We start from the raw sequence: 15,653 nt of genomic DNA, 5'->3' as shown, positions 1-15,653 counted from the left end.
GTTGCTCGGGGTCTCACGGTCCCGATCCGCCCGTTCGCCGAACGCGTGGGGTCCCCACGGGAAGATCGATCGCAGGAGACGGTACACAAGGGACGCCGCTCGCGGGAGGTCTGAAGATCGCGGCCTCAGCCGAGCCCGGCGAGCAGCTCGCGGACCTCGGTGGCGCCCGCCGGGAGGTCCAGGAGCGTGTACAGCTCCAGCGCCAGGCCCGCCTGCTCGCGTGCCCGGTCGCGCTCGCCGAGGGCGAGCAGCGCCTGGGCGAGTGCCGCGTGGCTCATGGCCTGCGAGGGCTGGTTGCCGAGGGTGAGGGCCAGTTCGAGGGCCTCCTCGTGGTGGTTCCTGGCGGCCTCGGGTTCGCCGAGTTCGCGTTCGGCGTTGCCGAGCATGTTCAGGGCCTGGATCTCACCGAGGGGGAAGCAGGCCTCCCGGAACAGTTCCACCGCGCGCCGGTGTTCGCCGCGGGCGGTGGCGAAGTCGCCCATGCGCTGGCGCGCCCACGCGGCGTTGGTCATGGCGTTGGCCATGGAGCTGATGTCGTCGAAGGCGGCGTGCAAGGCCCCGGCGGCCTGGAACGCCTCCAGCGCGGCCTGGTGGTGGCCGAGGCGGTCGCTGAGCACGCCGAGGTTGTTCAGCACGCTGCCCTCCCCGGCGCGGTCGCCGGTCTCGCGGGCGACCGCGAGGGCCGCGCGGAAGCACTCCTCGGCCTCTTCGAGCGCGTCGGCGGTCCACAGTGTCAGGCCCAGGACGTTCACCGCGCGGAACTCGGCGACCCGGTCGCCGATCTCGCGGGCCAGCGGCAGGGCCGCGCGCAGGTCGGCGGTGGCCTTGGCGTGCTCGCCGCGCCGCCAGCGGATGATGCCCAGGCCGACCAGGGCGTGCGCCTCCCCGGCGCGGTCGCCGGTGGCGCGTGAGACGTGCAGGGCCGTGCCGTGCAGGGTGAGCGCGTCGGCGTGGTGACAGTGCCCGTCGAGGTAGCGGTGCAGGGTCTGGGCGAAGCGGGCGGCGCGGCCGGGCCGTCCCGGGCCCGCCGCGGCGGCCACCGCGAGGAGGTTGGCGCGCTCGGCGTCCAGCCAGGCCTTCGCCGGGCGCTCCCGGCCGCCGGGCGTGCCGGGGGAGGGGAACAGCTCAGCCATGGCCCGCTCGGCGCCGTGCTGGTAGTGGTCGATGAGGCGGGTCAGCGCCTCGGTCCGGGCGTCGGCGGTCTCCTCCTCGGCGACGGTGGCGCGGGAGTGCTCGCGCAGGAGGTCGTGGAAGGTGTAGCGGCCGGGTTCGCGCTGGGCGAGCATGTGCGCGTCCAGCAGGTCCTCCAGCAGCGTCTCGGCGTGGGCGAGGGGGACGCCCGCGAGCGCGGCGGCGGCCCCGGCGTCGATGTCGCGGCCGGGGTGCAGGCCCGCCAGGCGGAACATGCGCCGCTGCCGGGAGTCGAGCTGCCGGTAGGAGAGGGTGAACGCGGCGGCCACGCCCCGGTCGGCGGTGGACAGCTCGCCCAGGCGGCGGCGTTCGTCGCGCAGCCGCCCCGCCAGGTACTCCACCGTCCACTGCGGGCGGTGGGCCAGCCGGGCGGCGGCGATCCGGATCGCCAGCGGCAGGAACCCGCACAGCCGCAGCACGTCCAGCACCGCCTCCGGCTCGGCCCCGGCGCGTTCCCCGGCGACGCCGGCGAACAGCGGCAGCGCGTCCTCGGCGGGCAGCGCGTCCACCGACATCGCGCGGGCCCCGTCCAGGTCGACCAGGCGGCGCCGGCTGGTGATCAGGATCAGGCTCGGTGAGACGCCCGGCAGCAGCGGGCGGACGTGGGCGGTGCCGGAGGCGTTGTCCAGCACCACCAGCACGCGCTTCCCGGACAGTTCGGCGCGCCACAGCGCGCCCCGCTCGTCGGCCGAGGCCGGGATCCGCTCGGCCGGTACGCCCAGCTGCCCCAGCAGCACGCCCAGCGCCTCGCCCGGCGAGGCCGGTTCCTGACCGGCGGTGTGCGCCCGCAGGTCCATGAACAGCTGGCCGTCGGGGTAGCGGGGCGCCAGTTTGTGCGCGGCGTGGATGGCCAGCGCGGTCTTGCCGATGCCCGCCATCCCGTCGATCGCCGAGATCGCCACGAGCCCGGCCGGGCGCTCGGCGGTCAGCCGCGCCAGCTCCTCGGCGCGCCCGGTGAAGTCGGGGGTGTCGTAGGGCAGGTGCGAGACCCTGGACGGCGGCTCCGGCGCCGCCGCCGGGGCGCTCAGACCCGGGTCGTCGCGCAGGATCCGCGACTCCAGTTCGGTGAAGGCGCGGCCGGGGTCCAGGCCCTGCCCCTCGGCCAGCGCCGCCCGGTGGACGCGCGCGGCGGCCAGCGCCTCGGCGGTGCGCCCGCAGCGGTGCAGCGCCAGCATCAGGTGCAGCGTGAACCGCTCCCGCAGCGGATGCGCCGCCGCCAGCCCGGCCAGCTCGTCGGCGAGCTCGGCGTGCCGCCCCAGCGTCAGCTCCAGTTCCGCGACCCGCTCCAGGACGGCCAGCCGCCGCTCCTCCAGCCGGGCCCGCGCCTCGTCCACATAGGACGCGGTGATCCCGCCGAGCGGCTCGCCCCGCCACAGCCCGAGCGCGCCGCGCAGCCCGGCGGCGGCCTCGGCGTCGGGCAGGGACCGCGCGGCGGTGACCCGCTCGGTGAACTCGGCCAGGTCCAGCTGTCCCGGCGCCGGCAGCGCCACGTAACCCGCCGGGCGCGTCGCCACCAGGTCCGGCGCGCCCGCCTCGCGCAGGGTCCGCCGGATCGCCGCCATCGAGGTGTGCAGCTGGGAACGCGCGGTTCCAGGCGGCGAACCGCCCCACATCGCGCCCGTCAGCCGCTCGGCGCTCACCGGTGTCCCCGCGTGCAGCAGCAGGTAGGCCAGCATCGCCCGCTGTCGCGGCGCCGCGCCCACCGGACGTCCCTCCGCGCTCACCCCGACCGGGCCCAGCAGCGTCAGCCGAACTCCCATGACCGCCACCCTCCATGTGCACTCCGGACGGCACAGGCGCCCGGATGGCCGACGGATGGCGAACGTATCAGGGACCGCCCGCACTCTTCGATCACCGAAGTCCCGCCGAAACCACGGGAACCGGGACATGTCCCGGGATCCCGGCTGGAAAAGCGAGCGGCGTCACACGAACCGAACGGACCGCACCATGACCTCCTTGGCACCCACCCCGTCCCCCTGGATCACCCGGGCGGCCCTCGCCGCGATGACCGTGTCCTTCGGGCTCAACTTCACCTCCGGGGTCTTCTTCACCCCCGCCGCCGCCGAATACCACCTCGACGTCTCGGCCCTCGCCATCGCCGCCGCCCTGGCCACCGCGCTCACCGGCGCCGCGCAGACCGTCATCGGCCGCCTCCTGGACAAGGCGGGCGCCAAATGGGTCCTCGTCGGCGGCCTGGCGTCCATCTCCCTCGGCTACGCCGGACTGGCCCTGGTGGTGAACACCTGGCAGTTCATCACCGTCTTCACCGTCCTGGTCGGGCTCGGCTTCGCCTCCGCCTCCAGCCTCACCGTCACCACCCTCCTCGGCCGCGCACACGGCGAGAAGGTCGCGCCCGCCCTGGCCCGCGCCTCCATCGGCATCAACCTCGGGCAGCTCATCGGGCCGTGGGCCGCGACCTCCCTGTTCGCGCCCATCGGAGTCCGCGGCGCCTACCTCGTCCTCGGCGGCGCCGGGATCCTCGTCACCGCGCTGCTCGCCCTCACGCTCCCCGGCGACCGCGCCCCCGGCACCTCCGCCGGACGCGAGAGCCTGCGCGGCCGGGGACCCACCCTGGTGTCCTTCGGGCTCCACGCCGCCGTGATGTACGTCGTCGTCCTGCTGCTGCCCAAGCACGCCACCGAAGCGGGCTGGACCGCCGTCGGCGCCGGGCGCCTCGTCGCCGTCGCCGCCCTCACCGCCGGGATCACCTCCGCGCTGCTGCCCCGCCTCCTGCGCTTCAGCACCCCCGAGGCGCTCCTGCGCGTCCTCTACCTCCTGCGCGCCGCCGTCCTCGTCCTCGCCACCGCCGACACCTCCAGCGCGAGCCTCATCATCGTCGCCGCCCTCTTCGGCGTCGCCTCCTTCCCCGCGATCCCGCTGACCATGGCGATCCTGTCGCGTGGCCTCGACCGCGCCCGCATGGGACGCACCCTCGCCCCCGCCTGGGTCATCCACCAGCTCGCCGCCGCCGCCGGGCTCGGCGTCGCCGTCGGGATCCACGCCCTGACCGGCGGCCACCGCGCCTACTGGGCGCTCGGCGCCGTCCTCAGCCTCGGCGCGGCCGCACTGCTCATCCGGCGCCGCGCCGCGGCGCTGGCCACCGTCTGAAGGAGACACCCGATGACCCTGCCCGCCGTCCCCGACTCCCGGCTCGCCCGGGAGGCCACCGAACTGGTCCGCGACGTCGCGCCGCCGCTGATCTACCACCACTCCCGGCGCGTGTACTTCTTCGGCGCCCTGCGCGGCGAGCGCGACGGGCTCGCCTACGACCCGGAGCTGCTGTACGTGGGCGCGATGTTCCACGACCTCGGCCTGGTCGAGGGCCGCCGCGGCGCGGGCCGCTTCGAGCTCGACGGCGCCGACGAGGCGCGCGGATTCCTGCTGTCGCACGGCGTCCCCGCCGACGCCGCCGCGCTGGTGTGGACCGCGATCGCGCTGCACACCACCCCGGAGATCCCGCTGCGCATGGCGCCGGAGGTGGCGCTGGTGACGCGCGGCGTCGAGCTGGACGTCCTCGGCCTCGGCTACGACGCGATCACCGGCGAGCAGCGGGCGGCGGTCGTCGCCGAGCACCCGCGCCCCGACTTCAAGCGGCGGATCCTCGCCGCGTTCACCGACGGCATCAGGGACCGGCCCGAGACGACCTTCGGGAACGTCAAGGCCGACGTCCTGGCCCATTTCGTCCCCGGCTTCCGCCGCGGCGACTTCGTCGAGGTCATCCAGGCCTCACCGTGGTCCGAATAGGAGCTACACCATGAGCGTCACCCACCACACGATCGAGATCCAGGGCCTGCCGGTCTTCTACCGCGAGGCCGGGGACCCGGCCAAGCCCACCCTGGTGCTGCTGCACGGCTTCCCGTCCAGCTCGGCGATGTTCCGCAACCTGCTGCGGGACCTGGCCGGCGACTACCACCTGATCGCCCCCGACCACATCGGCTTCGGGCGGTCGGCGGCCCCGGCGGTCGCCGACTTCGGCTACACCTTCGACAAGCTCACCGAGATCACCCTGGAGCTGCTGGACAAGCTCGGCCTGGACCGCTTCGCCCTGTACATCCAGGACTACGGCGCCCCGATCGGGCTGCGCATCGCCAGCCGCAACCCCGAGCGGGTCACCGCGCTGATCAGCCAGAGCGGCAACGCCTACATGGACGGGTTCACGCCCTTCTGGGAGCCGCTGTTCGCGCACGCCGTGGACCGCGTCACCCACGAGCCGGCCGTCCGCGAGCTGCTCACCGCCCAGGCCACCGAGTGGCAGTACACCCACGGTGTGCCCGCCGACCGCCTCGACCGCCTCAGCCCCGACACCTGGACCCTCGACCAGGCCTACCTCGACCGGCCCGGCAACAAGGAGGTCCAGCTGGAGCTGTTCCACGACTACAAGAACAACCTCGACGGCTACCCCGCCTTCCAGGAGTACTTCCGCACCCACCAGCCGCCGACGCTGGTGGCGTGGGGCCGCAACGACGAGATCTTCGGCGAGGCCGGGGCCCGCGCCTACGCCCGGGACCTGCCCGACGCCGAGATCCACCTGCTGGACGCCGGGCACTTCGCCCTGGAGACGCACGGCGAGGAGATCGCCGCGCTGATCCGCGCCTTCCTCGGGCGCGTCCTCTAAGCACGCACCGGCCGGGCCCGCACGGGCCCGGCCTCCACCGTCCCCAAGGAACAAGGAGCCGTCATGACCCGCCCGCCGCTGCCCCCGTTCACCGCCGAAACGGCCGCCGCCAAGGTCCAGGCCGCCGAGGACGCCTGGAACACCCGCGATCCCGAGCGCGTGTCCCTCGCCTACACGCCCGACTCCGTCTGGCGCAACCGCGGCGAGTTCCTCACCGGCCGCGAGGCCATCCGCGAGTTCCTCACCCGCAAGTGGGCCAAGGAGAACGACTACGCCCTGCGCAAGCAGCTGTGGTCCTTCACCGGCGACCGCATCGCCGTCCGCTTCCAGTACGAGTGGCGCGACGCCGGCGGCCAGTGGTGGCGCAGCCACGGCAACGAGCTGTGGGAGTTCGCCGCCGACGGGCTCATGGCCCGCCGCGAGGCCAGCATCAACGACGTCGCGATCGAGGAGGGCCAGCGGAGCATCTTCGGTGCCCGCGTCCCCGGCGAGGACTGAGCGGGGCGAGTACGAAAAGCGGGCCGGAGGCGAATGCCTCCGGCCCTTTGCCGTATCGGGCGGATCCCGCTCACCACGCCGTCCCGCGGACGGCCCGGCGGGGACGACCGCACCGGGACGCGCGCCCGGCGCGGCGGATCAGGGCGTGCCGGACGCGACGCGCGGCGCATCCGCCCCCGGTGGGGTGGGGCGGATGCGCCGTGTGCCCGGCGGCCGGGCCGGTCCTCACGCCGCGCGGCCGAGACCCAGCACCGCCGCCGCGTTGGCGTCCAGGACCGCGCTCGCCCCGGCGGGGTCCAGCGCGTCGCCGATCGACGTGACGGCGCGCCGCAGCAGATCGCCGTTCTGGTAGGGGAAGTCGGTGCCGAGGACGAGCCGGTCGGCGCCGAAGGTCTCCGCCGCCGCGCGCAGGGCGGGCACGTGCCCGTGGCTGACGGTGTCGTACCACATGCGGCGGGCGGTCTCGCTGGGCAGCTCGCGGGTCTCGGGCGACTCCCAGCGGTACTGGTTGTCGGCGCGCTGCAGCAGCATCGGCAGCGCCCCGCCGAGGTGCGAGTTGATGATCTTCAGGCGCGGGTAGCGGGACGGGATGTCGGCCAGGATCATGTGCATCGCGGCGATGGTGTCCTCCATGGGCGCGCCGACCATCCAGCGCATCCGGTGCCGCTCGATCAGCGGCGTCCCGGCGCCGTGGCCGGAGGGGTGGACGTACAGGACGCTGCCGCGCCGGTTGAGCTCGGCCAGCACCGGCGCGAGCAGCGGGTCGGCGAGGGTGTGCCCGAGGACGTCGGTGGTCACCGCGACGCCGAGCATCCCCAGGGTGTCCAGCGCGCGCTCCAGCTCGGCGAGGGCGGCGTCGACGTGCGGCAGCGGGAGGGCCGCGAAGGCCGAGAAGCGGCCCGGGTGGGCGGCGACGGCCTCGGCGTAGACGTCGTTGGCCATGCGCGCGGCGCCGATGGCGTGGTCGCGGCGGGCGAAGTGCGGGTTCTGCGGCGAGACCGACAGGACCTGGTGGCCGATGCCGGCCGAGTCGTTCAGCGCGAAGCGCGCCTCCAGTTCGGCCTCGGTGTACCCGGCTCCGGTGCCGCGCTGGGTGGCGGTGTCGGCGCGGCCGTAGGAGTCGAGCAGGTCCAGGTAGGCGTCGGTCCAAAGGTGTGCGTGCACGTCGATGCGCATGGTCGCTCCCAGATGAGTCGGTGGTCGATGCCGCCGACGATGCGCCGGGACGCTGATGCGCGCGCCATCCGTCCGCCATCGGTGGCGCGCGTGGCGAACGAGTAGGCGATGCATCAACCCGGGCCCGCACGCTGACTCCCGTACCGGTTGGACCACCACCCAGGAGCCACGACATGACCATCAAGATCCTCGGCGTCAGCGGCAGCCTTCGCGCCGACTCCCACAACACCGCTCTGCTGCGCGCGGCCCAGGAGCACGCCCCGGAGGGCGTGGAGATCGAGATCTACGACCGCCTGCGGGAGATCCCGCCCTACGACTTCGACCTGGACACCGAGGAGCTGCGCCCCGAGCCCGCCGCCGACCTGCGCCGCCGCGTCGCCGAGGCCGACGGGCTGCTGATCGCCACGCCCGAGTTCAACTACTCGGTCCCGGGCGTCCTCAAGAACGCCATCGACTGGGCCAGCACCGACTGGGCCAGGACGGGCGGCCCGCTCGACCGCAAGCCCACCGCGATCATGGGCGCCGCCCCCACCAACTTCGGGACGGTCCGCGCGCAGCTGGCGCTGCGGCAGGTCTTCGTGTGGACCCACACCGACGTGGTGGTCAAGCCCGAGGTGATCGTGTTCCGCTCCTACGAGCGCTTCGACGAGAAGGGGAACCTCGCCGACGAGGCCACCATCGGGCTCGTGCGCGAGCTGCTGGGCGCGCTCACCGGCAAGATCGCGGCGGCGGTCGCCGCCTGACCGGACGCGGGCACGCCCCGGCCGCTCAGGCCGGGGCGTCCTTGAGACCGGTGCACTTGCGCAGGCCGTCGAGCTTGCCCGAGATCCGCTCGGCCTCGGCGCCCGAGGACGGGATCGGCTGCCCCGTCGAGGAGATGTGCGCCGGGACGAAGCGCGTGCCGGTCAGGTGCCCGCCCGAGACGGTCAGCTCCAGCACGCCGGTGTCGTTGCTGAAGGCGTCGTCCCACCACCACAGGAAGTTGCCCAGGCCGTAGAAGACGTAGGAGTCGTTCAGCCGGCCCTCGCCCTGCATGAGGTGGGCGTGGGTGCCGATGATCGCGTCGGCCCCGGCCTCCGACAGGCGCTTCGCCCAGTCCTTCTGCTCGCCGTTGGGGCACTCCTGCCCTTCGGTGCCCCAGTGCATCATCAGGATCACCACGTCGGCCTGCTTCTTGGCGTCGCGGACGGCCTCGGTGACGAGGTCCTCGTGCGCGGTGTGGGCGATGCCGGGCCGGTCGTCCCCGGCCATCCAGGTGTCCCACAGCTCCCAGATCTGGGACACGCCGATGAAGGCGACGCGGGTGCCGTTCAGGTCGGCGATGACGGGGGCCAGCGCGGCGGCGGTGTTCGCGCCCGCGCCGATGTGCGGGACCCCGGCGGCGTCGGCGGCGGCGAGGGTGTCCTCCAGCCCGCCGCGCCCGAAGTCCAGCACGTGGTTGTTGGCCAGGCTGACCAGGTCGATCCCGGCGTCCTTGACGGCCTGGAAGGCCGCCGGGGACGTCTTGAACTTGTACTGCTTGGGCTGCGCGGTGGTCCGCTCGGTCACCGAGGTCTCGAAGTTGACCATGGCGTAGTCGGCGGACCTGAACACCTCCGCGACCGGGCCGAAGGCCGTCGCCGGGTTCGCCAGGAGGTCGGCGACGCGTCCCTCGAAGTGGACGTCACCGGCGATCGCGATCGTCGCGGAGTCCCGGGGAGCGCTCGATGACGCCGCCGGCGGGGACGGCGGCGAGGCCGCCGTGCCGTCGTCGCCGGAGGAGCCGCACGCGGCCGTGGCGAACAGGAGGACGGCGGCGGTCAGGGCTGCGGTGAGGCGGGTGCGCACGCCGACAGCCTCGCACGAACGCCGTCGCGGGCGCGCGCCGACACGGTCACCGAGGGCGAGGTTGCGCAAGTGTGACGCAGGTGACGTTCCTCGCTCAGTGTCACTCGGTGCCAGCCCGCGCGGCCGCGATCAAGGCGGCGAGGTGCGTAAACACACGCCCCGCTGGAAGCGTTTACCGGCGGGCTTAAACGCAGCGTGGCCCACATTACGGGGGCGGGGACGGCCGTTGCGGCACACAAGGTTGACAATGGGTCTGTTACCGCAGGAGTGTGTGTCCGCCGGGCCATCCCCGGCACACAGTGTCGTCATGACTGACAGGGAGGTCGACATGACTGATTTCATCGAGGTGCCGCGGGGTCTGGCCGGTGTCATCGTCACCGAGACCGAGGTCGGCGATGTGCGTGGTGAAGAGGGCTTCTACCACTACCGCCAGTACTCGGCCATCGAGCTGATCCAGAAGCGCGACTTCGAGGACGTATGGCACCTCATGCTGAAGGGCGAGCTGCCGACGGTGGCGCAGCGCGAGGCCTTCATCGCCGAGGTGACGCCCCTGCGGCACCTGCCGAAGGCCGTGGCGGACCTGCTGCCGTCCCTGACCGTCTCGGTGCCGATGGAGGGCCTGCGCACCGCGCTGTCCTTCGCCGCCGCGCTGCGGGGCATGAAGCCCGTCCTGGACATCGACGAGGAGACGCGTCTGGCCGACGCGGTGTACGCCTCGGCGATCGTCCCGACGATCCTCACCTCGCTGCACCGCCTGCGCCAGGGCCTGGAGCCGATCGCGCCCCGCGACGACCTCGCCTACGCGGCCAACTACCTCTACATGCTCACCGGTGAGGAGCCCAAGCCCGAGCACGCCCGGGCGATCGAGGCCTACCTCATGTCCACCATCGACCACGGCTTCAACGCCTCCACCTTCACCGCCCGCGTCATCGCCTCCACCGGCGCCGACATGGGCGCCGCGCTGGTCGGCGCGATCGGCGCGCTGTCCGGCCCGCTGCACGGCGGCGCCCCCAGCCGCGCCCTGGACGCCCTGGACGCCATCGGCACGCCGGAGAACATCGACTCCTGGGTCCGCGGCAAGATCGAGGGCGGCGAGCGGCTGATGGGCTTCGGCCACGCCGTCTACAAGACCGACGACCCGCGCTCGCTGATGCTGCGCGACGTCGCCACGTCCCTCGGCGGCCACCGCGTGGAGTTCGCCAAGCAGGTCGAGAAGCGGGTCGTGGAGATCCTGGCCGAGCTGAAGCCGGGCCGCAACCTCTACACCAATGTGGAGTTCTTCGCCGGTGTGGTCATGGAGGACTGCGGCGTCCCGCGCGACATGTTCACCCCCACCTTCGCCGCGTCGCGCGTGATCGGCTGGGCGGCGAACGTGCTGGAGCAGGCCCGCGACAGCAAGATCATCCGTCCTCGCGCCAAGTACGTCGGCGAGGTCCCGCCCGTCCCGGTCCCGCCGATCGCCGAGTAGGGCGTCTGCGGATCCGCGCCCGTCACGGGCACTGAACCGGCCACCCGGAACACTCCGGGGGCCGGTTTCTTCTTGCCCGTGAACCCCTGGGACGCCCGGGTTGCCGCCCCGGGCGGTGCGTTCGGCCACTTTCGGCACCACCCATCTGTCGGACAGGGTGGGGGGCTCCTAGCAGAATGGCGCCATGAGCACAGGGGAGAAGGCTCGGACCGAGGGGTGGCTCCACAAGGTCCCGAAGGTATTCGCGGGTCTGCTGACGATCGTGGCCGCCCTGTCGGCGCTGGCCGCCGTCGGGGGAGCGTTCCGGCAGAAGCTCGGCCCGGTGCGCACCGCCATCGAGTGGGTCTTCGTGCCGGTGCCCGCCAACCTCGCCTACGCGGCCTTCCTGGCGATCATCGCGATGGCCGTGGCCCGCCGCAAGCGCCTGGCGTGGTGGATCCTCACCCTCTACTTCTTCGTGCAGCTCGGCCTCGGGATGCTCCTGGGCGGCCTGATGGCCATGTTCCCCACGGAGGTGTTCACCGACGAGGGCGGCGAGACGATCGAGACGCCCAAGCGCATGATCATCGCCATCACCCTCAACCTCGTCATCACGCTCCTGGCGGTGGTGATCCTGCTGGTGGCCCGCCGCGAGTTCAACGCGCGCGTCCAGCGGGCCAGCCTGTGGAAGGCCGTGGGCACCTACGTGGGCCTGTTCGCGCTGTTCACGCTGCTGGGCTGGCTGCTGCTGAACGCGTTCCCCGGCCACGTCGACCGCGCCGACCGGCTCCCGTACGTCCTGGAACGCATGCTCGGCGGCGTGTTCCGGCACGGCAACCTCGGGCACGCGCCCGGCTGGGTGAACCTGTTCCTCGGCCTGTTCGGCGCCATCGCGCTCTTCGCGTCCCTGTTCACCCTCTTCGGCTCGCAGCGGCAGGCCGCCGTGCACAGCCCCGAGGAAGAGGTGCGGCTGCGGGTCCTGCTGGCCAGGGACACCACGCCCGACTCCCTGGGCTACTTCGCCACCCGCCGCGACAAGTCCCTCATCTTCTCCCCGCGCGGGGACGCCGCGATCGGCTACCGGACCCTCGCCGGGATCTGCCTGGCCGCCGGTGATCCCATCGGCGAACCCGCCGACTGGCCCGGCGCGATCAACGCGTGGCTGGAGCACACCCGCGCCTACGGCTGGTCCCCGGCGGTGCTCGGCGCCGGCGAGGAGGCCGCCACCGCCTACGCCGCGGCCGGGCTGCGGGTCCGCGAGATCGGCGACGAGGCGATCCTGCACCCCCGCGACTACAGCCTGGAGGGCGCCGACATGCGCCCGGTGCGGCAGGCCGTGGCGCGCGTCCGCCGCGCCGGGTACACCGCCCGCATCCGCCGCCACCGCGATCTCACTCCGGTGGAGATGCGCGCGACCATCGACCGCGCCGACGCCTGGCGCGACACCTCCACCGAACGCGGCTTCAGCATGGCCCTGTCCCGCCTCGGCGACCCCGACGACGGCGACAGCCTGCTGGTCGAGGCCGTCGACGCCGACGGGCGCGTCCGCGCGCTGCTGTCCTTCGTCCCGTGGGGCGACCGGGGACTGTCGCTGGACCTGATGCGCCGCGACCGCGACGGCGACAACGGGCTCATGGAGTTCATGGTCAGCGCCCTGTGCGAAGAGGCCTTCGACCACGGCGTGGAACGGATCTCGCTCAACTTCGCCATGTTCCGCGCGGTCTTCGAGGAAGGCGCGCGCATCGGCGCCGGGCCGATCCTGCGGGCCTGGCGCGGGCTGCTGCTCTTCTTCTCCCGCTGGTGGCAGCTGGAGTCGCTGTACCGCTCGAACCTGAAGTACCGGCCGCAATGGCTGCCCCGCTACCTCTGCTACGGCGAGCGCCGGACCCTGCCGAAGGTCGGCATGGCCGCCGCGATCGCCGAGGGCTTCGTGACCATGCCCAGCCGCCGCGTGTCCATCGGCCGCGCCGCCGCGCCCATGCCGCTGCCCGGCCTCGCCGAGGCGCTGGCCGCCGCGAGCGTCCAGCGCGAGTCCGCCGGGACCGGGCGCGCCGCGCTGCCCGAGCAGATGCGCGTCCGCCTCGACCGCCTCGACATGCTGCGGGCGTCCGGTGTGGACCCCTACCCCGTCGGTTTCGACCGCACCGCCACGTGCGCGGCGGTCGCCGCGAGTTACGTCGGCCTCCCGCCCGACATGCGCACCGGCGAACAGGTCCGCCTCACCGGGCGCGTCATGCTGATGCGCCACCACGGCCGCCTCACCTTCGCCACCGTCCGCGACTGGAGCGGCGACCTCCAGCTCATGCTCACCGGCGACGCCGGTTTCGCCGCCGCCATCGACATCGGCGACCACGTCGGCGTCGCCGGGGAGATCATCACCACCCGGCGCGGCGAACTCTCGGTGCACGTGACGGAGTGGACGCTCACCGCCAAGTGCCTGCGCCCGCTGCCCGACAAGCACAAGGGACTGTCCGACCCCGAGGCCAAGGTCCGGCAGCGGCACCTCGACCTCATCGTCGACGCCGAGGCGCGCGAGGTCCTGCGGGCCCGCGCCGCCGTCCTGCACTCGCTGCGGACCACCCTCCACGACCGGGCGTTCCTGGAGGTGGAGACGCCGATCCTCCAGCGCGTCCACGGCGGCGCCAACGCCCGCCCCTTCGTCACCCACATCAACGCCTACGACATGCGCCTCTACCTGCGCATCGCGCCGGAGCTGTACCTCAAGCGCCTGTGCGTCGGCGGCGTCGAGCGGGTCTTCGAGCTGGGCCGCACCTTCCGCAACGAGGGCGTGTCCTTCAAGCACAATCCCGAGTTCACGATGCTGGAGGCCTACCAGGCCTACACCGACTACCACGGGATGCGCGAACTCACCGAGACCCTCGTGCGCGAGGCGGCCCGCGCGGCCTTCGGCACCACCGTCATCGAACGCGACGGCGTCACCATCGACCTCGCCGAGCCCTGGCCCGTGCTGACCGTGCACGGCGCGATCTCGGCCGCCCTCGGCGAGGAGATCGACCCGGGCACGTCCCTGGAGCGGCTCCGCGAGCTCGCCGAGGCCGCGAAGGTGCCCCTCGACCCGAAGTGGGGTCCCGGCGCGGTGGTGCTGGAGATGTACGAGCGGCTCGTCGAGCACGACACCACCACCCCGACCTTCTACACCGACTTCCCCACCGAGGTCTCGCCCCTGACCCGCCAGCACCGCCTCGACCCGCGCCTGGCCGAACGCTGGGACCTGGTGGCCTTCGGCACCGAGCTCGGCACCGCCTACTCCGAGCTCATCGACCCCGTCGAGCAGCGCCGCAGGCTCACCGCCCAGTCACTGCTCGCCGCCGGCGGCGACCCCGAGGCCATGGAACTCGACGAGGACTTCCTGTCCGCCCTGGAGTACGCGATGCCGCCCACCGGCGGCCTCGGCATCGGCGTGGACCGCCTGGTGATGTTCCTGACCGGCCGCACCATCCGCGAGACGCTCCCGTTCCCGCTGGTCCGCGCGAGCGAGGACGCCTCATGACCTCCCCGCGCGTCCTCGACCGCCGCTGGTGGGCGTACGCGCTCATCGCCGCCGCCGTCTGCTACCTGACCTGGGTCTTCGACGAGGCCGTCAACCCCGCCCTGGACCCCCTGCGCTCCTACGTCAGCGAGTACGCCGCCGACGACCAGCCCGGCGCGTGGTTCTTCCGCATCGGCGACGTCCTCACCGGCACCCTCGCCGGGGCCGCGGCGGTGATGTTCGCCAAACGGGCGTCCGACATCGTGGTCAAGGCCGCGTGGTGGTCGGTAGTCGTCTTCGGCGTCGCGACCCTCCTCGACGCCGGGCCCTTCACCCTCACCTGCGCCCCGTCCATCGACGCCACCTGCCGCGCCGCCGAACAGGCCGGGACCCTCCCCGTCCCCGACCAGGTCCACTCGGTGGCCTCCGTGCTCAGCGCCGCCGCGATCCTGGTCGCCGCCTTCGGCTTCGCCGTCACCTCCCGCGCGCCCCTCATGTGGGGCCTCGCCGTCCTGCTCGCCCTGGCCACCGCCGCGACCCTCATCGCCGTCCTCGGCGACACCGACGTCGGCGTCGTCCAGCGCCTCCAGCTCCTGCTCACCTCGGTGTGGCTGACCGCGCTCGGGTGGCGATGGCGGACGTCCTGATCCTCCCCGGCCTCGGCGACGGCGCCTTCACCTGGGGACCCGTCACCCGCCACCCCGGCCGATACACGTTCCTGGAACGCCTCGACGGGACCACCTGGAACCTGCGCGCCGAAACCGCCCGCGTCGCCGAAGCCGTCGCCCGCCTCGACCGGCCCGTCCTCGTCGGCCACTCCATGGGCGCCCTCTACGCCGAGGCCTACGCGCGCCTGCACCCCGGGCGCGTCGCCGGGCTCGTCCTGTCCGACCCCTCCTTCGAGGACGCCCACCGCCCCGGCGTGCGCGGCCCCGTCCCACCCTGGGCCGCCTGGCTCGCCGCCCCCGCCCTCGCCTGGCGCCTCGGGCCGCCCGTGTGGACCCTCGGCACCCTCACCGCGAGCCGCCGCGCGCCCGACCGCGCCGTCCTGCGCGCCGGGCGCCTGCGCTACCGCGACCCCCGCGCCTTCCGCGCCGCGCTCGCCGAATGGTTCGCCTACCCGGAGGTCACCTCCGACCTCGCCGGGCTGCGCGCGTCCACCGTGCCCCCCGACGTGCCCACCGTCGTCCTGTCGGCCACCTCCGGCGCGGTCCCGCCGGTCGGGCACGTGCGCCTCGCCGGGCTGTTCCCGCGCGGTGAGCTGTGGCGTGTCCGCCGCTCCGGGCACCTCGTGCACCTCGACCGGCCCGACGCCGTCCTCGCCGCGATCGCCGCCGTGGAGGAGTGACCGGTCCTTCACCGGGACGAGCGGCGCTCCACCTCAGGTATGACCGGACCACACCGTGTCT

The 15,653-nt window shown here is 73.5% G+C and carries 12 protein-coding genes; 9 read left to right on the top strand and 3 right to left on the bottom strand.

Translation table 11 applies throughout. The features are described 5' to 3' along the window. Positions 1–125: 125 nt before the first annotated feature. Positions 126–2,951 (bottom strand): AfsR/SARP family transcriptional regulator, encoded by a 2,826-nt coding sequence (locus QSK10_RS01870; protein WP_285660808.1) that lies wholly within the window; start codon positions 2,949–2,951, stop codon positions 126–128. 187 nt (positions 2,952–3,138) lie between these two features. Here QSK10_RS01870 and QSK10_RS01865 point away from each other — a divergent pair, with 187 nt between their 5' ends. The 4 genes from QSK10_RS01865 (at position 3,139) to QSK10_RS01850 (ending at position 6,304) form a co-directional block, all read left to right on the top strand. Then, a complete protein-coding gene (locus QSK10_RS01865; RefSeq protein ID WP_285660807.1) occupies positions 3,139–4,299 on the top strand; it encodes an MFS transporter in 1,161 nt (386 codons plus the stop codon). Between the two features lie 12 nt (positions 4,300–4,311). Continuing rightward, positions 4,312–4,935: an HD domain-containing protein gene (locus QSK10_RS01860; RefSeq protein WP_285660806.1), complete on the top strand. Its 624-nt coding sequence runs from the start codon at positions 4,312–4,314 to the stop codon at positions 4,933–4,935. Positions 4,936–4,945: 10 nt separating this feature from the next. Then, positions 4,946–5,806 (top strand): alpha/beta fold hydrolase, encoded by an 861-nt coding sequence (locus QSK10_RS01855; protein WP_285660805.1) that lies wholly within the window; start codon positions 4,946–4,948, stop codon positions 5,804–5,806. 63 nt (positions 5,807–5,869) lie between these two features. Continuing rightward, complete coding sequence (locus QSK10_RS01850; protein ID WP_285660804.1) at positions 5,870–6,304, top strand: nuclear transport factor 2 family protein; 435 nt, start codon at positions 5,870–5,872, stop codon at positions 6,302–6,304. Positions 6,305–6,529: 225 nt separating this feature from the next. Here QSK10_RS01850 and QSK10_RS01845 read toward each other — a convergent pair whose 3' ends face one another. After that, the gene (locus QSK10_RS01845) at positions 6,530–7,480 is read right to left on the bottom strand and encodes an amidohydrolase family protein (RefSeq protein WP_285660803.1); all 951 of its coding nucleotides are present in this window, start codon (positions 7,478–7,480) and stop codon (positions 6,530–6,532) included. Positions 7,481–7,653: 173 nt separating this feature from the next. Here QSK10_RS01845 and QSK10_RS01840 point away from each other — a divergent pair, with 173 nt between their 5' ends. After that, complete coding sequence (locus QSK10_RS01840) at positions 7,654–8,223, top strand: NADPH-dependent FMN reductase (protein WP_285660802.1); 570 nt, start codon at positions 7,654–7,656, stop codon at positions 8,221–8,223. A gap of 25 nt (positions 8,224–8,248) precedes the next feature. Here QSK10_RS01840 and QSK10_RS01835 read toward each other — a convergent pair whose 3' ends face one another. Next, positions 8,249–9,307, bottom strand: a complete 1,059-nt coding sequence (locus QSK10_RS01835; protein WP_285660801.1) for a CapA family protein — start codon at positions 9,305–9,307, stop codon at positions 8,249–8,251. Between the two features lie 328 nt (positions 9,308–9,635). Here QSK10_RS01835 and QSK10_RS01830 point away from each other — a divergent pair, with 328 nt between their 5' ends. The 4 genes from QSK10_RS01830 (at position 9,636) to QSK10_RS01815 (ending at position 15,592) form a co-directional block, all read left to right on the top strand. Further along, positions 9,636–10,775, top strand: a complete 1,140-nt coding sequence (locus QSK10_RS01830) for a citrate synthase/methylcitrate synthase (protein WP_285660800.1) — start codon at positions 9,636–9,638, stop codon at positions 10,773–10,775. Positions 10,776–10,959: 184 nt separating this feature from the next. Next, entirely contained in the window at positions 10,960–14,265 is a 3,306-nt protein-coding gene (lysX, locus tag QSK10_RS01825) for a bifunctional lysylphosphatidylglycerol synthetase/lysine--tRNA ligase LysX (RefSeq protein ID WP_285660799.1), read from the top strand. After that, positions 14,262–14,891 carry a DUF998 domain-containing protein gene (locus QSK10_RS01820; RefSeq protein WP_285660798.1) on the top strand — a complete coding sequence of 210 codons (630 nt, stop codon included), beginning with the start codon at positions 14,262–14,264 and terminating at the stop codon, positions 14,889–14,891. The genes lysX and QSK10_RS01820 overlap by 4 nt, the downstream gene beginning before the upstream one ends. Further along, positions 14,876–15,592, top strand: coding sequence for an alpha/beta fold hydrolase (locus tag QSK10_RS01815; protein WP_285660797.1), 717 nt, complete (start codon positions 14,876–14,878; stop codon positions 15,590–15,592). Before QSK10_RS01820 ends, QSK10_RS01815 begins: the two co-directional genes overlap by 16 nt. Positions 15,593–15,653 lie beyond the last annotated feature (61 nt).

The organism is Actinorhabdospora filicis, from assembly GCF_030269765.1.
GTDB classification, from domain to species: Bacteria; Actinomycetota; Actinomycetes; order Mycobacteriales; family Micromonosporaceae; genus Actinorhabdospora; species Actinorhabdospora filicis.
This window is presented reverse-complemented; position numbering and strand designations above follow the sequence as displayed.